This window comes from Lysobacter oculi, assembly GCF_003293695.1.
Classification (GTDB): Bacteria; Pseudomonadota; Gammaproteobacteria; order Xanthomonadales; family Xanthomonadaceae; genus Solilutibacter; species Solilutibacter oculi.
Map to the genome: position 1 here is coordinate 547,249 of NZ_CP029556.1, position 21,653 is coordinate 568,901.

Genomic DNA, 21,653 nt, shown 5'->3' on the forward strand with positions numbered 1-21,653 from the left:
CCATGCCGACGATCCTGCTTGCCGAAGACGAGTCAGCCATCGCCCAGACCGTGCTGTACGCGCTGCGTGCGGAAGGCTGGCAGGCCGAACACGTGATGCTGGGCGGCGAAGTGCTGCCGAGGCTGCGGCGCGGCGGCATCGACCTGCTGATTCTGGATGTGGGATTGCCCGATGCCAGCGGCTTCGAAGTCTGTCGCGCGCTGCGTGCGGAGTCGGAAGTGCCGGTGATCTTTCTGACCGCGCGCGATGGCGAGGTCGATCGCGTGCTCGGCCTGGAGCTGGGCGGCGATGACTATGTGCCGAAGCCGTTCTCGCCGCGCGAGCTGGTGGCGCGGGTGCGTGCGCGGCTGCGTCGGGTCTCGGCGCCGGTGGCGGAAGGCTGGCGCGTGCACGGACGCTTCGGCGTGGACGAAGCCGGCCACCGCATCCGCTTCGACCAGCATGTGCTCGACCTGACCCGTTACGAATATGGCCTGCTCGCAGCGCTGCTGCTGCGGCCCGGCGCGGTGCTGACCCGCGCGCAGTTGATGGACCGCGTCTGGGGCGATGCGCTGGACAGCGGCGACCGCACCGTGGACACCCACGTCAAGACGGTGCGCGCCAAGCTGCGCGAGGTGGATGCGGCGGCGGATCCCATCCACACCCATCGTGGGCTGGGCTATTCGCTGGACGTCGGCGGATGAGGGTCGGGCTGCGCGTCCTGCTGGGCTACTTCGCCATCGTCGCGCTGATCGGCGTGCTGCTGGCCCAGGTCTTCGTGCAGCAGATCAAGCCGGGTGTGCGGCAGGCGATGGAAGACACGCTCATCGACACCGCCAACCTGCTGGCGGAACTGGCCGCCGACGACATGAAAGCCGGGCGGCTGGCCGACGGGCGCTTCGCCGCCGCCGTCGCCTCCAACCAGCACCGCGACGTGGGCGCGGCGATCTACGGCTTCGACAAGCGGCGCACCGCTTACCGCATCAGCGTGACCGACGCGCGCGGCATCGTGGTCTACGACAGCGAGGGCCGCGACATCGGCCGCGACAATTCCAGATGGAACGATGTGGCGCGCACGCTAGCCGGCGAATACGGCGCGCGTTCCAGCCCGGAGACGCCGGGTGACACGCAGCACTCGGTGATGCATGTGGCGGCGCCGATCCTGGACGGTGGCCGGATCATTGGCGTGCTGACCGTGGCCAAGCCCAACCGTACCGTGGCGCCGTTCATCGAGCGCAGCCAGCGCAAGGTGCGCGATGCCGGCATCGGCCTGCTGGTGGCGGCGCTGGTGGTGGGCATCGCGGTGGCGTGGTGGATCAGCAGCCAGCTCGGGCGCCTGCGCCGCTATGCCGATGCGGTGACGCGCGGCGAGCGTGCCACGCCGCCGAAGGCGCATGGCGAATTCGGCGAACTGGGCCGTGCGCTGGCGACGATGCGCGAGAAGCTGGAAGGCAAGCAGTACGTGGAGGAATACGTCCACGCGCTGACGCATGAATTGAAGTCGCCACTGGCGGCGATCCGCGGCAGCGCGGAACTCTTGGATGACGATGCCGGCACCATGCGCGAGGACGAACGCGCGCGCTTCGTCGGGATCATCCGCGAGCAGGGTGACCGGCTGGCGCAGATGGTCGACAAGCTGCTGGCGCTGGCGGCGGTGGAGCACCGGCAGCGGATCGAATCGCCACGCCGCCTGGCCGTTGCGGATCTGCTGGGCGAGGCGGCGGGTGATGCCGCATCGCGGGCGCAGGCGGCGAACGTGCGGCTGCAGCTGCGCCCGGTCGATGACGCCCTGATGGTGGAAGGCGACGGCTTCCTGCTGCGGCAGGCGCTGGGCAACTTCATCGACAACGCCATTGCGTTCTCGCCGGTGGGCGGCGAAGTGGAGATCGCCGCGCGACGCGAGAGCGACCGCATCGACATCGACATCCGTGACCACGGCCGCGGCGTGCCGGACTACGCACGCGACCGCGTGTTCGAGCGTTTCTATTCGCTGGCGCGCCCGGATGGCGGCAGCCGCAGCAGCGGGCTGGGGCTCTCGTTCGTGGCGGAAGTCGCGGCCCTGCACGGCGGCGAGGCCGCGCTTCGCAACATCGATGCGGGCGGTGCGCTCGCCACGTTGTCGCTGCCGGCGGCCTGAGAAACGCCACGCTTCACCGCCGCTTCACCGAAGCCGCATCGTCCTCCCACATCCGCACGCCACGCTGGCCGCGTCCTCAAGGAAAAGTGGGAGCGGAGCATGAAGCTGTGGTTGAAGATCGCGATGGTCGGGGCGATGACGCTGGCCATCCTGGTGCCGTTGATGATGGTGCGCGGGGTGATTTCCGAGCGCCAGCGTTATCGCGACGAGGCGGTGGCCGACATCGCTGCCAACATCGGGCGCGCGCAGGTGCTGGCCGGGCCGGTGCTGGTGGTGCCGTACACCGAAGTGCTGGTGCGGCAGGTGCAGGACGGCGCGGGCGGCACGCGTGCGGTGAGCGAGCGGCGCGAAGGGCACTGGAATTTATTCCCGTCCACGCTGCAGGCGGACGGCAAGCTGGCGCCGGACGTGCGCAAGCGCGGCCTGCACGCGGTGCGCATCTACGAATGGCAGGGCGAGTTGAAGGCCGCGTTCAACGCGCGCATTCCCGATGACGCGCCGGCCGGCAGCGAGCGGGTGGTCGGGAAGCCGTTCCTGTCGTGGGGCATCAGCGACGTGCGCGGCCTGCGCGGCACGCCGGTGATCGAGGTCGCCGGGCAGCGCGTGCGGGCCGAACAGGGCAGTGGCGTGTCAGCGACGATGATCAAGGTGGACACGCCCTCCGACACGGACCGGGTGAGTGCGGTGCCTGCCGGTGCGATGGTCAACACCGCCAACGGTCCCGGCCTGCACGTGCGGCTGGAACAGGCGCAGGCGGGCCAGGTGCTGAAGTTCGACACCCGGTTGGCGCTGAACCTGGCCGGCACCGAGCGCTTCGCGGTGCTGCCGGTGGGCGCGAGCAACGATCTGCGCCTGCGCTCCGCGTGGCCGCACCCGAGCTTCAGCGGCCTGCTGCCGCGCCATGACATCCGCCCGGATGGCTTCGAAGCGCACTGGCAGGTGGATGCGCTGGCGACCAACGCGCAGCAGCTGTGGACGCAGGGCGAGTGGATGGCCAACGGCAGCGATATCGCGCAGGTCTCGCTGCTCGACCCGATCAACCCCTATCTGCAGGCCGACCGCGCCACCAAGTACGGCGTGCTGTTCGTGGTGCTGACCTTCGTCGGCTTCTTCATGTTCGAACTGATCAAGCAGGTCGCGGTGCATCCCATCCAGTACGCGCTGGTCGGCTTGGCGATCGCCATCTTCTTCCTGCTGCTGGTGAGCCTGTCGGAGCACATCGCGTTCGGCTGGTCCTACGTCATCGCGGCGGTGGCCTGCATCGGGCTGATCGGCTTCTATCTGAGCGCGGTGCTGAAGAGTCGCGCGCGCGGCATGGCCTTCGCCGGCATGTTGGCGATGCTCTACGCCGCGCTCTACGGCCTGCTGGTGCTGGAGGACAACGCGCTCGCGGTCGGTGCCGGGCTGCTGTTCGCCATCCTCGCCGCGATCATGGTGGCGACGCGCAAGGTGGACTGGTACGCGCTGGGCGGCACTCGCATCGCGCCACCGCTGCCGCGCCCGCAGGCGGACTGATGCATGCAGCGGGTGGTGCCATGCCGCCCGCTTCCTTCTTCCACCTATTCCGGAGTGTCCGCGATGAAAGTCGCCGCCTGTCGTTACCCGCTCACCGCGCCGCGCGATTTCAGCGCTTTCGCCGACAAGCAATACGCATTGCTCGCCGAAGCCCAGTCCGCCGGTGCCGACCTCGTGGTGCTGCCGGAATACCTGTCGCTGGAACTGGCGGGGATGCTGGATGACGCGACCCGCGGCGATCCGCATGCATCACTCCTCGTGCTGCAGGCCTTCCACGAGGACTGGATAGCGCTGTTCTCGCAGCTGGCGATGTCGCTGCGGCTGCACATCAACGCCGGCAGCTTCATGGTCGATGTGGGCGGCGGGCGCTTCCGCAACCGCAGCCATCTGTTCGCGCCGGATGGCCGGCATCTCTGGCAGGACAAGCTGCGGCTGACCGCGTTCGAGAAGCGGCTCGGCGTGATCGCGTCCGGCGATGCGCTCAAGGTGTTCGATGTCGAAGGCGTGCGGGCCGGCATCGCGGTGGGCTACGACTGCGAATTCCCGCTGCCGGTGCGGGCGCAATGCGAAGCCGGCGCGCGGCTGCTGCTGGTGCCTGGTGCGGGCGGCAGCGTGGCCGATGCCAGCCGCCTGCGCGTCGGTTGCCTGGCGCGGGCGCTGGAGAACCGGTGCTTCGTCGCGCAGGCCGCGCTGTCGGGCGATGCGTCGTGGTCACCGTGGCTGGGCGAAGGCGTGGGCGAAGCCGCGCTCATCGCGCCGATGGATGTGGGCCTGCCGCAGGACGGGATGATCGTGGAGACCGGCCCGCGCCGGCATTGGGCCATCGCCGATCTGGATTTCGCGGCACTGGAAGCGAGCCGCGCCGTGGCGGAGGTGGCGAATGACCGCGACTGGGCATCGCAATACTTCCCCACCATCCAGCGCGCGCGGCTGGAAGCAGGCCCGGATGCGGAAGTGAAGCGCGTGGCGTAAAACCGCGCGGCGAGCGCCTACACCAGCAGTGATGCGCCCGGCACCAGCCACAGCGAGGCCAGCGCCAGCACGCTGCCAATGCCGGTCGCCGCCAGCACGTCGCTGGGGTAGTGCAGGCCCAGCACCACGCGCGAGAGCGCGACGCTGGCGGTGAACGGAATCAGCAGCCAGGCCAGCTGCGGGTAGTAGGCCAGCGCCACCAGCGTGAACGCGACCGCGTGCAGCGTGTGGCCGGAGGGGAAACTGAACTCGTCCAGCGGCGCGACCCAGGCCCGGATGTGGCGGTCGGCGGCGAACGGGCGTGGGCGCCGCGTCCAGCGTTTCAGGCCCTTGTAGAGCAGCAGTGAGGCCACGCCGACCGCGGCCAGGTGCGCCGATGCACGCAGGCCGTCGAAGCCGTCGAACACCACCATCGCGGCCATCAGCACATACCAGAACACGCCATCGCCGAGCCGGCTGATCGCGGCGAAATAGGCGCGCGAGCCACGGAATGCGCCAAGCCCGTTGGCGCGTCGGCACCAGCGGCCTTCGTGGCGGGTGAAGCGGCGGCGGCGGCGCGGCAGCGTACCGGCGCGGGGAAGCGTGGGATGTCGCGGGTCAGGCAGCGCTCGCATAGTGGTTCACCTCGATGCCGGCTATCCGTTGCAGGATTTCGTCAAAGTCGGCGGCCACGCGCTCCGGCTGCAGGCGCGAGATCGCCTCGCGCGCGTTGCGGCCCATGTCGCGTCGTGCGTCGTTATCGCTGCCGATGCGGCAGACCGCGCGGACGAAGGCATCGTCGTCGCGGCCTTCGATGCAGGCGCCATGCACGCCGTCTTTCAGGTGCTCCTTCGCCGCGCCATAGCGGAAGGCGACGGTGGCGATGCCGCTGGCCATCGCCTCGATGGTGACGTTGCCGAAGGTCTCGGAATGGCTGGAGAACGGGAACAGGTCGGCGCTGGCGTAATGCCGCGCGCAGTCCTCGCCGCGCTGGATGCCGCGGAAGATGAAGTCCGGGTTGTCGCGCGCCAGGGCCGCGCGTTCCGGGCCGTCGCCGACCCAGATGTATTTCGCGTCCGGGCGCAGCTTCTGCAGTTCGCGGAAGGCACGCACCGACAGCGGCAGGTTTTTCTCGGCGGCGATGCGGCCGACGTAGATCACCGCGAGATCGTCCGAGCCCACGCCCCATTCGGCACGCAGCGCGTCATCGCGCCGCCCGGGATTGAACATCTGCGTGTCCACCGCGCGCGGCATGTGGGTGACCTTGTCGAAGCCGATGCCCTGCAGGAATTCCATCAGCTCGCAGGTCGGCACGATGGTCGCCGACGAGGTGTTGTGGAAGCGGCGCATCCAGCGCACCGCCAGCGGCTGCAGGAAACCGACGCCGTAATCGCGCATGTATTCGTCGAAACGGGTGTGGAAGCCGGACGAGCTGGGGATGCCGAGTTCCGCCGCCACCTTCATCGCCGACCAGCCCAGCGGGCCTTCGGTGGCGACGTAGATCGCATCCGGGCGCTTCTCCTTCCACAGCCTGCGCAGCATCCGTGCGGCGGGGAAGCCGAAGCGCATGCCGGGATAGCGGGGAATCTGCGCGCCGGAGACCAGGGTTTCGTGTGGCTCGGCGGCGGCCGTGTCGCTGGCCTGGCGCGGTCGCACCACATCGACATCATGGCCACGAGCGCGCAGGCCGCGTTCCAGCCCCTGCACGGTCAGGGCGACGCCATTGACCTCGGGCGGGTAGGTTTCGGTGACGATGCAGTAGCGCATCGCGGGCTCCAGCTGCAGGTCGACAGGCTCAGGATGCGAAGCCCCGGTTGCAAGCGGATGGCGGTGGCGTGACAGGGCGATGACATCGCGCCATCGCCCTCGCGGCCACGCCGCGCGATGTCAGTCGACGTATTCCAGCGCGATGCCGAGCGCCTTCATGTCGTCGGGCTCGCCGGACAGGTCACTGCGCAGCAGCGGGCGCGCCGCCAGCCAGATGCGCGGCAGGGTGAGCGCCAGACGCGGGCCATCCGCACGCAGCTTGAGCGTGGGCAGGTCGACCTCGCCATGCGAACGGTTGAGCAGCACCGCGAGCCGCAGCAGCGCGGCGATGCGCTGGGTACGCAGCAACAGGCGGTCGGGGATGTCCTCGAACGCGTTCTTGGGGATGCCGCGACGCTGGCAGCGCACCAGCACGGCCAGCACCTGCTGCTGCTGGCGGGTGAAGCCGGAAATGTCCGCGTGCTCCAGCAAGTAGGCGCCATGCACGTGGTACTGGCTGTGCGCGATGGCCAGGCCGATCTCGTGCAGCCACGCCGCCCAACCCAGCTTGGCGCGGTCCTCGGGTTCCAGCCCCCAGGGCTTGGCCACCTGGTCGAACAGATGCATCGCGGTCGCCTCGACGCGCGTGGCCTGCGCCTCGTCCACGTCGTAGCGGTGCATCAGCATGTCGATGGCGGCGTCGCGCGGATCCTCGTCGCCACCCAGCCCGATCATGTCGTAGAGGATGCCTTCGCGCATCGCCGCGCGGCTCACCGTCATCCGCTCGATGCCGAGCGCGTCGAACGCCGCTTCGACGATCAACAAACCACCGGCGATCACCGGCTTGCGGTCCTGCGACAGGCCGGGCAGGTCGATGCGGTCGAGTGTCTCGGCTTCCAGCAGGCGGTCACGCACGCCCGGCAATGCCGCGGCGGTGATCGCACCCTTGGTCAGCTTCATTTCCTCGCAGATCTTGCCGATCGCCTTGATCGTGCCGGACGAGCCGAGCACATCGCTCCAGCCCAGTTCGCGGTAACGGTGGCCGAACTGCTGGAACTCCGCGCCCAGTTCGTCCAGCGCGGACTTCCACTTCTTGCGCGAGAGCTTGCCGTTGTCGAAGAAGCGGCGGGTCGTGGCCACGCAACCCATCTGCAGGCTTTCGCGCTCGATCGCCTCCAGCCCGCTGCCGATGATGCATTCGGTGGAGCCGCCGCCCACATCCATCACCAATCGAAGTTCGCCCGGCTCGGAAGGCTGCGCATGCGCCACGCCCAGATAGACCAGACGCGCTTCCTCGCGGCCCGAGACGATTTCGATGGCATGGCCCAGCGCGCTTTCGGCCAGCACCAGGAAGGCCTGCGGCTCGCGCAGCGCACGCACGGTATTGGTGGCGATGGCGCGTACGCGTTGCGGCGGGATGTCACGGATGCGCTCGCCGAAGCGTGACAGGCAGTCCAGCGCCCGTTCGCGCGCCGGTGACGACAGGCCGCCGCGACCGTCCAAGCCTTCCGCCATCCGCACCATCTCGCGGATCCGGTCAACCACCCGGAACTGCCCCTGCGAATAACGCGCCACCATCATGTGGAAGCTGTTGGAACCGAGGTCGATGGCCGCGATCAGGTCGCCATCGGCGAGCGGGAGCGGGGTGCTGAACGGGGTGCGGCGGGCTGGGCTCATCCGCAGATTTTCGCAAGCAAAGTGGCCTGCGCGGAATGGGGGGGCTCGCCCGGGGCCGGTTCCACCTTGGCATAGCTGCCATCGGCGGCCAGCGCCCACGCGTTCTGGTTGTCGGCCAGGTAGTTGTCCAGCGCCTCGGCCTTGACCCGTTCGGCCAGCTGCGGGTCGATGATCGGGAAGCAGGTTTCGACGCGGCGCAGCAGGTTGCGCTCCAGCCAGTCGGCGCTGGAGCAGAACAGCTCCGGCGTGCCGTCGTTGGCGAACCAGTAGATGCGGTGGTGTTCGAGGAAGCGGCCGACGATCGAACGCACGCGGATGTTGTCCGACACGCCCGGCACGCCCGGCCGCAGCGTGCAGGCGCCGCGCACGATCAGGTCGATTTCCACGCCCGCCTGCGATGCCGCATACAGCGCACGCACCACGCTCGGCTCGTTCAAGGCATTCATCTTGGCGATGATGCGTGCGGGCTTGCCGGCGCGGGCGTGTTCGGCCTCGCGCTTGATGCGTTCCAGCATCCCGCTGTGCAGGGTGAACGGCGATTGCAGCAGCCGGTGCAGGCGCACTTCCGGCGCCAGGCCCGACAGCTGCTGGAAGATCTGGTGGACGTCGCTGCCGATGTCGGCGTCGGCGGTGATCAGCCCGATGTCGGTGTACACCCGCGCCGTGCCGCTGTGGTAATTGCCGGTGCCCAGGTGCACGTAACGCCGCAGCGCGTCGCCTTCGCGGCGCACGATCAGCAGCATCTTAGCGTGCGTCTTGTAGCCCACCACGCCGTACACCACCTGCACGCCGGCTTCCTGCAGGCGGTCGGCCAGGCCCAGGTTGGCTTCCTCGTCGAAACGCGCGCGCAGTTCGACCACCACGGTCACGTCCTTGCCGTTGCGCGCCGCCTGCACCAGGTGCTCGACGATCTGCGACTCGCGGCCGGTGCGGTAGAGCGTCTGCTTGATCGCCAGCACGCTCGGGTCTTCGGCGGCCTGGCGGATCAGTTCCAGCACCGGGGTGAAGGCGTCGAAGGGGTGGTGCAGCAGCACGTCGCCCCGCGCGACGCGGGCGAACATGGTCTCGGCATCGTCCAGCTGGCGCGGCAGCATCGGCGGGAACTTGAGCTCCGGCCGGCGCACGGCGTCATAGACCTGGATGACGCGGTTGAGGTTGACCGGCCCGTTGATGCGGTACACCGCGTTCTCGGTCAACTCGAAGTTGTCCAGCAGCAGCTTCACGATGTCGTTCGGGCATTGCGCGGAAATCTCCAGCCGCATCGCGCGCAGGTAGCCGCGCCCGATCAGCTCGTCGCGCAGCGCGAGCGCGAGGTTGTCGACTTCCTCCTCATCCACGATCAGCTCGGAATTGCGCGTCACCCGGAACTGGTACGCGCCCTTCACCTTCATCCCCGGGAACAGCTCGTCCATGAACTCGGACAGCAGGGAGGACAGGAAGACGAAGTCGTGGAAGCGGTCGCCATCGCCATCCGCGTCGGGCATGCGGATGATGCGCGGCAGCGAGCGCGGCGCCCGCACGATGGCCAGGTGCGCCTCGCGCCCGAACGCGTCGCGGCCTTCCAGCTGCACCACGATGTTCAGCGACTTGTTGAGGATCTTGGGGAAGGGATGCGCCGGGTCGAGGCCCAGCGGCGACAGCACCGGCATGATTTCGCGGCGGAAGTATTCGCGCAGCCACGCGGTCTGCGCCGGCGTCCATTCCGGGCGGTCGAGCAGGCGGATGCCTTCGCCTTCCAGCGCCGGGCGCAGCTCGTCGTAGAAACAGCGGTACTGCGCATCGACCAGCTCGGCGGCGCGGTCGTGGATGCGGGTCAGGATGTTCTCGTGCGACAGCCCGTCGGCACCGCGTGCCAGCCCCAGGTCATGCGCGTGGCGCACGGTGGCGGCTCGGATCTCGAAGAACTCGTCCAGGTTGGTGCAGGAGATGCACAGGTAGCGCAGCCGTTCCAGCAGCGGCACGTCGGTGCTGCGCGCCTGCGCCAGCACGCGGAAGTTGAAGTCGAGTTGCGACAGCTCGCGGTTGAGGTACAGCGCGGCGTCGTCCAGGGCGGGCTTTTTCTTGGTGGGCATGTCAGCTGTGTACAAGGGGGAGGGCGCGCATCCGGCAACGTTCGTGCGGGAACACGCAGGAGAAGGTGCTGCCGGCGCCGACTTCGCTGGCGATTTCCAGCCGCGCGCCGTGCAGGCCGAGCACATGCTTGGCGATGGCCAGGCCCAGCCCGGTGCCGCCGGTTTCGCGCGAACGGCTGTTGGACACGCGGTAGAAGCGCTCGGTGATGCGCGGCAGGTGACTGGAAGGAATGCCGTAGCCGCTGTCGGCCACGCGCAGCGCGGCACCATCGCCCGCGCGTTCGAAGCGGATGTCGATGCGCCCGCCGGCCGGCGTGTAGCGCACCGCGTTGCTGACCAGGTTGGAGAAGGCGCTGTGCAGTTCCTTGGTCGAGCCCCACAGGTCCAGCCCGGCTTCGTCGTGCAGGGTGATGGCGTGGCGGCCCTGGCTCAGCGCTTCGGCTTCGCGGCGCAGGGTGGGCAGCATGGAGCGCATCGACACCAGTTCGTCCGGCGAGCGTTCGTGTGCGTCCAGCCGTGAAAGCGCCAACAGGTCTTCCACCAGCTGGTTCATGCGCGCGGACTGTCGGCGCATCTCGACGAGGATCGCGGCCCACTCCGGGTTGTCTTCCGGGTCGAGCATGTCCAGGTAGCCGTGCAGCACGGTCAGCGGCGTGCGCAGTTCGTGCGAGACGTTGGCGACGAAATCGCGGCGCATCTGCTCCAGCCGCATCATCTTGCTGACATCGCGCGCGACAAGCAGCCACAGCTCCTCGGAATACGGGATCAGGCGCAGGCTGAGCCGGACCGACGCATCCACCGGTGATGCTTCATCGATCAACACTTCCGCATGGCGGCCGCTGGCGAGCCAGTTGGGCACCGACAGGCCGGACAGGCGCGGGCCGAGCGGGGTGCCGGCATCGCGCGGATAGGTCAGGCCCAGCAGGCGTTCGGCGGCCTTGTTGAACCACAGCGCGCGCTGGCTGTTGCGGTCCACCACAACCACGGCATCGGGCAGCGCGGCGGCGGCGGCGCGATAGGCGCGCAACATCGCCACCAAACGCTTCTTACGGGCGCGGGTCTCGGTCTGCGAGCGCGAAAGCAGGCGGTCGAGTTCATTCCAGATGCCGCTGCCTTCCGGCTTCTGCACGTGGCGGCGGCGGGTCAGCTGCCGCAGGATCCCGCGCAGCCGCCAGTAGTGCCAGACCAGGATGCCGAGCGCGGCCAGCGCCAGCAGCATCCAGAAATGCCCGCTGAGCAATCCGGCGACAGCGGCCACCAGCAGCACCCCGGCCAGGGCGGCGAGCGTGCGTCGCCAGGCCTGGCGGGTGTGGAAGGCCATCGCGATGGCCTAGATGGCCGCCGAGAAGCGGTAGCCGGCACCGCGCACGGTCTGCACCATGTGCTCCAGCCCGTACGGTTCCAGCGTCTTGCGCAGGCGGCGGATGTGCACGTCCACCGTGCGTTCCTCGACATACACATTGCCGCCCCAGACGTGGTCCAGCAGCTGCGAGCGGGTGTAGACGCGTTCGGGATGGGTCATGAAGAAGTGCAGCAGGCGGTATTCGGTGGGCCCGATGGCAACCGGGGACTGGACATCGCCATTCTGCGCGAAGACCCGGTGCGCGGCGCCGTCGATGCGCAGGCCGCCGACGGCCACGTTGCCTTCCTCGTCGTCCTCGCGGGTGCGGCGCATCACCGCACGGATGCGGGCCAGCAGCTCGCGTGCCGAGAACGGCTTGACCACGTAGTCGTCCACGCCGGCTTCCAGCCCGCTGACGCGGTCGTTCTCCTCGCCGCGGGCGGTGAGCATGATGATCGGGATGTCGCGGGTCATGCCGTCCTTGCGCCAGCGCCGGGCGAGGTCCAGTCCGCTGGTGCCCGGGAGCATCCAGTCCAGCAGGATGAGGTCGGGCGACAGGTCGGCGATGGCGGTCTGCGCCTCGCGGGCGTCGCCGGCATGGATGGGCTCGTACTCGCCCTTGCGCAAGGCGAAAGCCACCATGTCGCGGATCGCGGGTTCGTCGTCAACGATGAGGATGCGTTTCTGCACGGCGGTCACAGTCCTTGTAGGGCTGCGTGGCAGTAAACGACAGTTTCGTGACTGTTTGGTGACATGCGCAAGTACCGCGCATGTCGGGGCGGGATTTCAGTATCTGCGGGCCTGGCGGTCGTCGTCCATGTCGCGGATGCCCTGGCGGCGCAGCTCCTCCACCGTCGGGGTGATGGCGGCGATGCGGGCGTCGATGCGGGCGCGGGCGTAATAGTCCAGGTCGGCCCGCTTGCGCAGGGTGTTGAGCTGCAGCAGGGCTTTTTCCGGATTGCCGTTCAGGTATTCGGCTTCGGCATAGGCCTCGCCGGCGCGGACCGGGTCGCCGGCGATCTCACTGGCCCGTGCGAAGACCAGCTGGAAGCTCGGGTCGTCGCCGGCCGTGCCCAGCAGCGGGCGCAGGATGGTCAGCGCACGGCGGCCCGATTCGGCGTTGTTGCGCTCCGACAGCAGCTGCGCCCAGGTGATGGCGACGGCGCGGTCGTTCGGCAGCCGGGCATTGAGCGCGGCGAAGCGCTGGTCGGCGGCGACTCGGTCGCCCGACCGGGCCTCGGCTTCGGCCATCGCCAGCTGGAGCCAGCGATCATTGCCGTGCGAAGCCAGCAGCGGCGCCAGCGTCTTGCCGGCGGCGCTGCCCTGGCTGTCACGCAGCTGGGCCACGGCGAGGCCGTATTTCTGCGCGTCGGTCAGGCTGCTGCGTCGCGCCATCTGCTCGTATTCGGCGATGGCGGCCTTCGGCGTGTTGGCGGAGAGGGCGCGCAGGCGCTCCTTCGCCCAGTCGAAATCTCCCGTGGGCCCGCCGCTGCGCGCGATGGCGACCTGCAGGTTGCCCGGCAGCAGCGGGTTGTCGCTGCGTCCCAGCGCACCGCCGCCGACCGGCGACACGGCGACGCGCGACGCGCGGTCCTTGGCTTCGGCGATGCGGGTGGTGGTGACCGGGTGGGTGAGCAGGTAGTCCGGCGTGCGGGTTTCCTCGCCGCCGCGGTTGGCGCGCGTCGCCGCCTGCATCCGCTCGAAGAAACCGGCCATCGCCTTCGGGTCGTAGCCGCTGCGCGCCAGCGTACGGATGCCGAGGCGGTCGGCTTCGGATTCGTTGCTGCGGGTGTAGTCGATCTGGCGCTGCGCCATCAGGCCCTGCGCGCCCATCACCGCGGCCATCGTCGCGTTGCCGCTGGAATTGCCGCCGGCCTTCTGCGCGACCAGGATCGCGCCGAGCATCCCGAGCAGGATCGGCACGCTGTCGCGCTGCGCCCGTTCGACCGCACGCAGCACATGGGTCTGGGTGACATGGGCGATCTCATGGCCCAGCACGCTGGCGACTTCGTCCTCGCGCTCGGCGTTGAGCACCAGGCCGGCGTTCATGCCGATGTAGCCGCCGAGCGTGGCGAAGGCGTTGATCTGCCGGTCCTTCAACATGAAAAAGGTGAAGGGCTGGTCGGGCTTGTCGCTGGCCGCGCCGAGCCGCTGTCCCATCCCCTGCACCCACTGGTTGAGCAGCGGGTCGTCCAGCGTGTAGCCGTAGTGCCGGAGCTGGGCCAGCATCATCGCGCCATAGCCCTGTTGCTGCGTGGGGCTCAGCACGCGGCCGGCGGAGGAACCCATGTCCGGCAGGCGGCCGTCCTGCGCGAGTGCGGGGGCGGTGATGCCGGCCAGCGCGATCACGCACGCGAGGGAGAGCAGGGCGGGGCGAAGCCGGGGAAAGGTATGCATGCGGCAAGGATGCCCGCGCGCATCGCGCAAGGCGTGAATTGCAGGTTAATCGGGCGGTGCTTAAGGTGGGCGCCTGTCCCGCCGCACGGAGCCGTTCATGGCCCAGCCCGTCATCACCATCTACAGCACCTTGGTCTGCCCGTATTGCGTGGCCGCCAAGAACTTCCTCAAGAGCAAGGGGCTCGACTGGAACGAGGTCCGCATCGATCTCGACCCGGTCGAGCGCGAGAAAATGGTGGCGAAGGCGAAGCGCACCAGCGTCCCGCAGATATTCGTGGGCGATGTGCATGTCGGTGGCTACGACGACATGATGGCGATGCACCGCGAAGGCCGCTTCGAACCCCTGCTGGCCGGCGACGCCTGATGGCCGCCGGCGAAACCGAAGCCGACCGCGTCGCCGCGTTCACCGCGTTCCGCCAGCGGATGAACGAGCGCATCCTGGCCGAGCCCAACCAGGTCGTCCGCCGCTTCTTCGCGCTCGACACGCAGACCTACCAGGCCGGCGCGCTCGACGTAAAGACCAAGGAACTGTGCGGCCTGGTCGCTTCGATGGTGCTGCGCTGCGACGACTGCATCAGCTACCACGTGGCCCAGTGCCGCGAGGCCGGCGTGACCCGCGACGAGATGTTCGAGGCGTTTTCGATCGGACTGGTGGTGGGCGGCAGCATCGTCATCCCGCACCTGCGCCGGGCGGTGGATTTCCTCGACCAGCTCGAAGCCGGCGCGGCCCAGGCACCCGCCGGACACGACCACGGCTGAGGCGTTCTGCGACCAAGGGCCAATGCCCGGGCGCACCATACGCGGCATAATAGGGGGCTGATATCGCTCCCCATGCCGGCACGCGCCGGCCCGACCGCAGGAAACCCGCATGTCCCACACCATCACCGTGATCCGCGGCGACGGCATCGGCCCGGAAATCATGGCCGCCACGCTGCACGTCCTCGACAAGATGAACCTTGGCCTCCAGTACGAGGAAGCCGACGCGGGCCTGGCGGCGATGGAAAAGCACGGCGAACTGCTGCCGAAGGCGACGCTGGATTCCATCGCGAAGAACAAGGTGGCGCTGAAGTCGCCGCTGACCACGCCGGTGGGCGAGGGCTTCGCCTCTATCAACGTGACCCTGCGCAAGACCTTCGACCTGTACGCCAACGTGCGTCCGGCCAAGAGCTTCCCCAACACCAAGTCGCGCTTCCCGAGCGGCGTGGACCTGATCACCGTCCGCGAGAACACCGAAGGCCTGTACATCGGCGACGGGCAGGCGCTGTCGGATGACGGCGAAGTGGCGACCGCGACCTCGCGCATCACCCAGGACGGCGCCGAGCGCGTGGTCCGCTACGCGTTCGAGCTGGCCCGCCGCACCGGCCGCAAGAAGGTGACGGTGGTGCACAAGGCCAACATCCTCAAGTCCACCAGCGGCCTGTTCCTGCGCACCGCGCGCGAAGTGGCCTCGCACTATCCCGACATCCAGTGCAACGAGATGATCGTGGACAACACCTGCATGCAGCTGGTGATGAAGCCGGAGCAGTTCGACATCATCGTCACCACCAACCTGTTCGGCGACATCATCTCCGACCTCTGCGCCGGCCTGGTCGGCGGCCTCGGTCTGGCACCGGGCGCCAATATCGGTGACAACGTGGCGATCTTCGAAGCCGTGCACGGCTCCGCGCCGGACATCGCCGGCAAGGGCATCGCCAACCCCTGTGCGCTGCTGCTCGGCGCCGGCCAGATGCTCGACCACCTGGGCATGCCGCAGGAAGCCGAGCGCCTGCGCAACGCCATCATCGGCACGCTGGAAGCCAAGGACTCGCTGACCCCCGACCTGGGCGGCACCGGCACCACCACGAGCTTCGCCGAGGCGATCGCCTCGCGCCTGTAAGCGCACGCGACATCGGTCAGACGGAACGGGGCGCTTCGGCGTCCCGTTTTCGTTTCGGGATGGGCGAAGCGAGGCGGGTGCGCACGACGGTTGGAGCACTTCCATCGCCATCGACGCAGGTCGAAGCATATCGCCTGAGGGCCCATCACATGCAAACGCTCGACAGTTCCGGTGCTGCGTTGCACAATATGCCCATTCATTAAATCTCTTTATTCGAATATAGCGATGGATATTCGTCCGAATGCCGCGGCGCTGACGCCGCTCCTGCTGTTCCTGGCGCTGTTCTTCGGGGCCGGCGTCTGGTTCACCCTGCAGGGCGAGGCGATGGGCTTCTACACGCTGCGGGCACCGGTGGCGATCCTGCCGGCGCTGGCACTCGGCGCGTGGATCGCGCGGCGGCGCGGCATCGACGTGTCCTCCCGGCTGCTGGCCGGCATGGGCGACCCCAACGTCATGCTGATGTGCCTGATCTTCCTGCTGGCGGGGGCGTTCGCCGCGATCGGCCAGGCCATCGGGGCGGTCGATGCGGTGGTCGCCCTGGGCCTGGGCTGGCTGCCGCCGCCGTTGCTGCTGCCCGGTCTGTTCGTGCTGGCGGGCTTCATTTCGCTGGCCATCGGCAGTTCCATGGGCACGCTGGCGGCGGTGGTGCCGATCGCGGTCGGCGTGGCCGAAGCCTCCGGCCTGTCGATGCCACTGGTGATGGCGAGCACGGTCGGCGGCGCGATGTTCGGCGATAACCTGTCGGTGATCTCGGACACCACCATCGCCGCCACCCGCACCCAGGGCGCGGAGATGCGTGACAAGTTCCGCGAGAACTTCAGGATCGCGCTGCCGGCGGCGCTCGCCACGCTGCTGCTCCTGGGCTGGCTCGGCGCGGGTGCGCACGCGCAGCCCGTGGCTCCCACCGCCGCTTCGCCGTGGCTGGCGCTGCCCTACGTCATCGTGCTGGTGCTGGCGCTGATCGGGCTCGACGTGCTGCTGGTGCTCGGCATCGGCATCGTGCTGGCGGCGCTGTTCGGCGCGGTGTTCGCCCACGACGGCTACGGCTGGGTCCGCGCCGCCAGTGACATCTGGTCGGGTTTCGATGGGATGACGGAAATCCTGCTGCTCACCGTGCTGATCGGCGGGCTGGCCGAACTGGTGCGCGCCAGTGGCGGGCTGGCCTGGCTGTCGGCGAAGGTGGCGAAGTTCGCACGTGGCCATGCCGGGCCGCGCAGCGGCGAAGCCAGCATCGCGGCGCTGTCGGCCGCCACCGACATCGTCACCGCCAACAACACCGTCGCCATCCTGATCAGCGGCCGCCTGGCCCGCGATGTCGCCGAACGCCATGGCGTCACCCCGCGACGCGCGGCCAGCATCCTCGACATCTTCAGCTGCGTGGCGCAGGGCCTGATCCCGTGGGGCGCGCAGATCCTGCTGGCGGCATCACTCGCCAAGGTGTCGCCGCTGGCGATCGCCGGGCAGGTCTATTACTGCTGGCTGCTGGGCATCGTCGCCATCGGTTTCATGCTGTGGCCGCGTCGCGCGGGCTGAGTGTGGGGCAGGGCGCAACCCGGTCGATGGCCGGATGCGCGCCGGAAAATTCGGTTTGACAGGGATATGCCGGACCCCGACAATGCACGGCCTTCGCAGCATCGGTGCGATGCGGCCGCGGAACCGGTACTCCGGCGGGGTATAGCGCAGTCTGGTAGCGCGCCTGCTTTGGGAGCAGGATGTCGGGGGTTCGAATCCCTCTACCCCGACCATCACCGCTCCCGCACAGTACCGATGATGCGACGATCCGAACCGGGCGCCCGTAGCTCAATCGGATAGAGCACCGGCCTTCTAAGCCGGTGGTTGCAGGTTCGATTCCTGCCGGGCGCGCCATCGGCGGACCGGCGGGGCAAAACGTTTCAGTGGTGGCTGTAGCTCAGTTGGTTAGAGTACTGGATTGTGATTCCAGTGGTCGGGGGTTCGAATCCCCTCAGCCACCCCACTCTTGCAAGATCCCGGCGCTTTGCTAGAATTGCCGGCTCGGGGCCGTTAGCTCAGTTGGTAGAGCAGTTGACTCTTAATCAATAGGTCCAAGGTTCGAATCCTTGACGGCCCACCAAACCCCGAAAAGCCCGGCGCAAGCCGGGCTTTTTCTTTGTGCGCACGATGGGCGAAGCGCTAGACTTGCCGGCCGCGATGGGACGCACGTCGCGGTGCGAACGCGAAAGTGGCGGAATTGGTAGACGCCCTGGATTTAGGTTCCAGTGCCGCAAGGCGTGGGGGTTCGAGTCCCCCCTTTCGCACCAGACCGAAGCATCGGTTCTTCATTCTTCGCAAAGACACGCACCCGCCTGACCGCAACGCCCGCGGCATGGCGCGGCCGAACTGCATTCCGCTGGCGCAGGGCGGCGAAATCCGCCAAACTAGTGCGTTCGGCACCCGTTTACGCGCGGTGCTCCAAATGCAACCACGGATAAAGACCACCGGCGAGCAGGTGGCAGGAGTTCTTATGCAGGTTTCGATCGAATCCACCGGTGACCTTGGCCGTCGGGTGGTGTTCCGCGTTCCGTCCGTCGATCTCGAGAACCGTGTCGGCAGCCGCCTGCGCGAGATCGCGCGCGACGCCCGCATCAAGGGCTTCCGCCCCGGCAAGGTGCCGACCAGCGTGATCGAGAAGCGCTATGGCCCGCAGGTGCGCGCGGAAATCCTCGATGGCCTGCTGCGCCAGGGCTTTGGCGACGCGCTGAAGGGCGAGACCTTCCAGATCGCCGGCAGCCCGCGCATCGAGCCTTCCGATGAGGCCGCCGCCGAGGGCGAGCTGGCCTACGTCGCCGACTTCGAAGTGGTGCCGGAATTCGGCGAGATCGACCTCGCCAAGCTCAATGTCACCCGCCACACCTCGGCTGTCGAAGAAGCCGACATCGACCGCATGATCGAGAACCTGCGCGAGCAGCGTCGCAGCTGGTCGCCGGTGCAGGTGGAAGCGAAGGAAGGCGACCTGGTCGACGTCGAAATGTGGACCGAGACCGACGGCGTGCGCCTGCCCGCCGAAGGCAGCGAGCGTGGCTCCACGGTGATCGGCAGCGGCATGCTGTACCCGACCATCGAGTCCGAGCTGGTCGGCCTGAAGACCGGCGACGAGAAGGTCGCTTCGGTGGCGTTCCCGGCCGAGTGGCCGGTCCCGGCGCTGGCCGGCAAGACCGCCAACGTCCACCTCAAGGCCGTGCAGGTCGCCGAGGCGCAGCTGCCTGAAGTCAACCACGCCTTCATCCGCAGCTTCGGCGTGAAGAGTGGCGAGGCCGACCAGTTCCGCGACGAGATCCGCAACAACCTGGAGCGCGAGCTCAAGGGTGCGCTGATGTACCGCCTGCGTCGTGCGGTGGGTGAGGAGATCATCTCCAGCTACGGCCATGTCGCCATGCCGCCGAAGCTGGTCGAAGCCGAGGCCAAGGCCATGGCGGAAGCCGCCGTCCAGCAGGCCCGCGAGCAGGGCCAGGCGCTCGATGTCGATGCGTCGCAGTTCATGGAAGCGGCCGGCAAGCGCGCGCTGGTGGCGCTGTTCACGGGCGAAGTGGCCCGTCGCAACAAGCTGCAGCTCGACCGCGGCCGCCTGATGGAGACGATGCGCCTGATCGCCTCGACCTACGAGGAACCGGAGCAGGTCATTGAGTTGTACCGCAACGACCCCCAACTCCTGCAGGGACTGCAGAACCGCGTGATGGAAGAGCAGGTGACCGATTGGATCGCCGAGCAGGCCCAGCACACGGAACGGCCGCTACCCTTCCAGGACGCCATCCGCCCCGAGTGACGGCGTCCCAACCCCGGAGCCCGCATGAGCCTTGAGACGAAAGCCCTGAACCTGGTGCCGATGGTGGTCGAGCAGACCAGCCGCGGCGAACGCGCGTACGACATCTATTCGCGCCTGCTCAAGGAGCGGCTGATCTTCATGGTCGGGCCGATCGACGACCACATGGCCAATGTCATTGTGGCCCAGCTGCTGTTCCTCGAGGCCGAAAACCCGGAGAAGGAGATCAGCATCTACATCAACTCGCCGGGCGGCATCGTCACCGCCGGCATGGCGATCTACGACACGATGCAGTTCATCAAGCCGGACGTCTCCACCACCTGCATCGGCCAGGCCGCCTCGATGGGCGCCCTGCTGCTGGCCGCGGGCGCGCCGGGCAAGCGTTACGCGCTGCCCAACTCGCGGGTGATGATCCACCAGCCCTTGGGCGGCTTCCAGGGTCAGGCGACCGACATCGACATCCATGCCCGCGAGATCCTGACCCTGCGCCAACGCCTGAACGAGATCCTCGCCAAGCACACCGGCCAGTCGCTGGAGACCATCGCCCGCGACACCGAGCGCGACAACTTCAAGTCCGCCGAGGCCGCGCGCGATTACGGCCTGGTCGACCGGGTGCTGGAACGCCGCCCCGAAGACAGCATCCAGCCGAACTAATCGGCGGAAATCCTGTCCAAATCCGCAGGCCCGGCACCCCGCCGGGCCTGTGCTATTCTCGGGTGGAGGCCGCGTTTAACGAAGCCTTCACATCGCACCACACCGCAATACGGGTACACGACGCATGACCGAAGACCGCACGGGCCGTTCCGGCGACAGCACCAAGATCCTGTACTGCTCGTTCTGCGGGAAGAGCCAGCACGAGGTCCGGAAGCTGATCGCGGGCCCCAGCGTGTTCATCTGCGACGAGTGCGTGGACCTGTGCAACGACATCATCCGCGAGGAGCTGACCGAGAAGTCGCAGACCTCGCGCAGCGCGTTGCCGAAGCCGAAGGAAATCCTCGAGGTCCTGGACCAGTACGTCATCGGCCAGCAGCGCGCGAAGAAGACGCTCGCGGTCGCGGTGTACAACCACTACAAGCGCATCGAAAGCCGGCAGAAGTCGGACGATGTGGAGTTGGCCAAGTCCAACATCCTGCTGGTCGGGCCGACCGGTTCGGGCAAGACGCTGCTGGCGGAAACGCTGGCGCGCATGCTCAACGTGCCGTTCACCATGGCCGATGCGACCACGCTGACCGAAGCCGGTTACGTCGGTGAGGATGTCGAGAACATCATCCAGAAGCTGCTGCAGAAGTGCGACTACGACGTCGACAAGGCGCAGCACGGCATCGTCTACATCGACGAGATCGACAAGATCAGCCGCAAGAGCGAGAACCCGTCCATCACCCGCGACGTGTCGGGCGAGGGCGTGCAGCAGGCGCTGCTCAAGCTGATCGAAGGGACCGTCGCCAGCGTGCCGCCGCAGGGCGGGCGCAAGCATCCGCAGCAGGAGTTCCTGCAGGTCGACACCCGCAACATCCTGTTCATCGTCGGCGGCGCGTTCGCCGGGCTGGAGAAGATCATCCAGCAGCGCAGCACGGAAGCCGGCGGCATCGGCTTCGGCGCCAAGGTGAAGTCGTCCGAGCGCAAGGCCGAGGTCGGCAAGGTGCTGGCCGACGTGGAGCCGGAAGACTTGGTGAAGTTCGGCCTGATCCCCGAGTTCGTCGGCCGCCTGCCGGTGGTCGCCACGCTGGAGGAGCTGGACGAGGCCGCGCTGGTCTCCATCCTCACCGAGCCGAAGAACGCCATCACCAAGCAGTTCCGCAAGCTGTTCGAGATGGAGGACGTGGAGCTGGAGTTCCGCCCGGACGCACTGGCCGCCATCGCGCGCAAGGCGCTGAAGCGCAAGACCGGCGCACGCGGCCTGCGCACGATCGTGGAGTCCGTGCTGCTCGACACCATGTATGACCTGCCTTCGATGGAGAACGTCAGCAAGGTGGTGGTGGACGAATCGGTCATCGAACACAAGACCGAGCCTTTCGTCATCTACGAGAACCTACCCGCGGAAGCGGCGATGCCCAAGGCATCGGGTGAATGAGATTGAACGAAACCCCGGCCGCCGCCGGGGTTTTCGTTTCAGGCGCTTGCGTCATCCCGGCGCGGCCCCCATAAAGGAACGCATGGGCGTATCGCCCCCGCAGAACCGGAGC

At 68.0% G+C, this 21,653-nt stretch carries 18 protein-coding genes and 5 tRNA genes; 16 read left to right on the plus strand and 7 right to left on the minus strand.

What is annotated here, in order from left to right:
• The first annotated feature begins 2 nt into the window (after positions 1 to 2).
• From creB to DCD74_RS02615, 4 genes are all read left to right on the plus strand, one after another.
• The gene (creB, locus tag DCD74_RS02600) at positions 3 to 683 is read left to right on the plus strand and encodes a two-component system response regulator CreB (RefSeq protein WP_112925947.1); all 681 of its coding nucleotides are present in this window, start codon (positions 3 to 5) and stop codon (positions 681 to 683) included.
• On the plus strand, positions 680 to 2,116 hold the full coding sequence (gene creC, locus DCD74_RS02605) for a two-component system sensor histidine kinase CreC (protein ID WP_112925948.1): 1,437 nt from the start codon (positions 680 to 682) through the stop codon (positions 2,114 to 2,116). Before creB ends, creC begins: the two co-directional genes overlap by 4 nt.
• A 99-nt stretch (positions 2,117 to 2,215) precedes the next feature.
• On the plus strand, positions 2,216 to 3,631 hold the full coding sequence (creD, locus tag DCD74_RS02610; protein WP_112925949.1) for a cell envelope integrity protein CreD: 1,416 nt from the start codon (positions 2,216 to 2,218) through the stop codon (positions 3,629 to 3,631).
• 63 nt (positions 3,632 to 3,694) lie between these two features.
• A complete protein-coding gene (locus tag DCD74_RS02615; protein ID WP_112925950.1) occupies positions 3,695 to 4,603 on the plus strand; it encodes a carbon-nitrogen hydrolase family protein in 909 nt (302 codons plus the stop codon).
• A 17-nt stretch (positions 4,604 to 4,620) separates the two neighbouring features.
• Here DCD74_RS02615 and DCD74_RS02620 read toward each other — a convergent pair whose 3' ends face one another.
• The 7 genes from DCD74_RS02620 to DCD74_RS02650 form a co-directional block, all read right to left on the minus strand.
• The gene (locus DCD74_RS02620) at positions 4,621 to 5,217 is read right to left on the minus strand and encodes a phosphatase PAP2 family protein (protein ID WP_112925951.1); all 597 of its coding nucleotides are present in this window, start codon (positions 5,215 to 5,217) and stop codon (positions 4,621 to 4,623) included.
• Positions 5,201 to 6,349: a glycosyltransferase family 4 protein gene (locus DCD74_RS02625; protein ID WP_112925952.1), complete on the minus strand. Its 1,149-nt coding sequence runs from the start codon at positions 6,347 to 6,349 to the stop codon at positions 5,201 to 5,203. Before DCD74_RS02625 ends, DCD74_RS02620 begins: the two co-directional genes overlap by 17 nt.
• A 120-nt stretch (positions 6,350 to 6,469) precedes the next feature.
• Positions 6,470 to 8,005 carry an exopolyphosphatase gene (gene ppx / locus DCD74_RS02630; RefSeq protein WP_112925953.1) on the minus strand — a complete coding sequence of 512 codons (1,536 nt, stop codon included), beginning with the start codon at positions 8,003 to 8,005 and terminating at the stop codon, positions 6,470 to 6,472.
• Complete coding sequence (gene ppk1 / locus DCD74_RS02635; RefSeq protein ID WP_112925954.1) at positions 8,002 to 10,077, minus strand: polyphosphate kinase 1; 2,076 nt, start codon at positions 10,075 to 10,077, stop codon at positions 8,002 to 8,004. Before ppk1 ends, ppx begins: the two co-directional genes overlap by 4 nt.
• A 1-nt stretch (position 10,078) precedes the next feature.
• A complete protein-coding gene (gene phoR / locus DCD74_RS02640; protein ID WP_112925955.1) occupies positions 10,079 to 11,398 on the minus strand; it encodes a phosphate regulon sensor histidine kinase PhoR in 1,320 nt (439 codons plus the stop codon).
• A 9-nt stretch (positions 11,399 to 11,407) separates the two neighbouring features.
• The gene (gene phoB / locus DCD74_RS02645) at positions 11,408 to 12,109 is read right to left on the minus strand and encodes a phosphate regulon transcriptional regulator PhoB (RefSeq protein ID WP_112927624.1); all 702 of its coding nucleotides are present in this window, start codon (positions 12,107 to 12,109) and stop codon (positions 11,408 to 11,410) included.
• Positions 12,110 to 12,205: 96 nt separating this feature from the next.
• Positions 12,206 to 13,816 (minus strand): M48 family metalloprotease, encoded by a 1,611-nt coding sequence (locus tag DCD74_RS02650; RefSeq protein ID WP_112925956.1) that lies wholly within the window; start codon positions 13,814 to 13,816, stop codon positions 12,206 to 12,208.
• Positions 13,817 to 13,913: 97 nt separating this feature from the next.
• On the opposite strand from DCD74_RS02650, the gene grxC reads away from it, so the two are divergent.
• The 12 genes from grxC (at position 13,914) to clpX (ending at position 21,541) form a co-directional block, all read left to right on the plus strand.
• On the plus strand, positions 13,914 to 14,180 hold the full coding sequence (gene grxC / locus DCD74_RS02655; protein WP_112925957.1) for a glutaredoxin 3: 267 nt from the start codon (positions 13,914 to 13,916) through the stop codon (positions 14,178 to 14,180).
• On the plus strand, positions 14,180 to 14,575 hold the full coding sequence (locus DCD74_RS02660; protein ID WP_112925958.1) for a carboxymuconolactone decarboxylase family protein: 396 nt from the start codon (positions 14,180 to 14,182) through the stop codon (positions 14,573 to 14,575). The genes grxC and DCD74_RS02660 overlap by 1 nt, the downstream gene beginning before the upstream one ends.
• Before the next feature lie 109 nt (positions 14,576 to 14,684).
• Complete coding sequence (locus DCD74_RS02665; RefSeq protein WP_112925959.1) at positions 14,685 to 15,692, plus strand: isocitrate dehydrogenase; 1,008 nt, start codon at positions 14,685 to 14,687, stop codon at positions 15,690 to 15,692.
• Between the two features lie 225 nt (positions 15,693 to 15,917).
• Positions 15,918 to 17,225, plus strand: a complete 1,308-nt coding sequence (locus DCD74_RS02670; RefSeq protein WP_112925960.1) for a Na+/H+ antiporter NhaC family protein — start codon at positions 15,918 to 15,920, stop codon at positions 17,223 to 17,225.
• Between the two features lie 135 nt (positions 17,226 to 17,360).
• A tRNA-Pro gene (locus DCD74_RS02675) sits at positions 17,361 to 17,437 on the plus strand.
• Between the two features lie 44 nt (positions 17,438 to 17,481).
• Positions 17,482 to 17,558 (plus strand) — tRNA-Arg (locus DCD74_RS02680).
• 32 nt (positions 17,559 to 17,590) lie between these two features.
• Positions 17,591 to 17,667 (plus strand) — tRNA-His (locus DCD74_RS02685).
• Positions 17,668 to 17,708: 41 nt separating this feature from the next.
• Positions 17,709 to 17,784, plus strand: a tRNA-Lys gene (locus DCD74_RS02690).
• A 102-nt stretch (positions 17,785 to 17,886) separates the two neighbouring features.
• Positions 17,887 to 17,971 (plus strand) — tRNA-Leu (locus DCD74_RS02695).
• A 203-nt stretch (positions 17,972 to 18,174) separates the two neighbouring features.
• Complete coding sequence (tig, locus tag DCD74_RS02700) at positions 18,175 to 19,473, plus strand: trigger factor (protein WP_112925961.1); 1,299 nt, start codon at positions 18,175 to 18,177, stop codon at positions 19,471 to 19,473.
• 24 nt (positions 19,474 to 19,497) lie between these two features.
• Complete coding sequence (gene clpP / locus DCD74_RS02705) at positions 19,498 to 20,124, plus strand: ATP-dependent Clp endopeptidase proteolytic subunit ClpP (RefSeq protein ID WP_112925962.1); 627 nt, start codon at positions 19,498 to 19,500, stop codon at positions 20,122 to 20,124.
• Positions 20,125 to 20,248: 124 nt separating this feature from the next.
• A complete protein-coding gene (gene clpX, locus DCD74_RS02710; protein WP_112925963.1) occupies positions 20,249 to 21,541 on the plus strand; it encodes an ATP-dependent Clp protease ATP-binding subunit ClpX in 1,293 nt (430 codons plus the stop codon).
• Positions 21,542 to 21,653 lie beyond the last annotated feature (112 nt).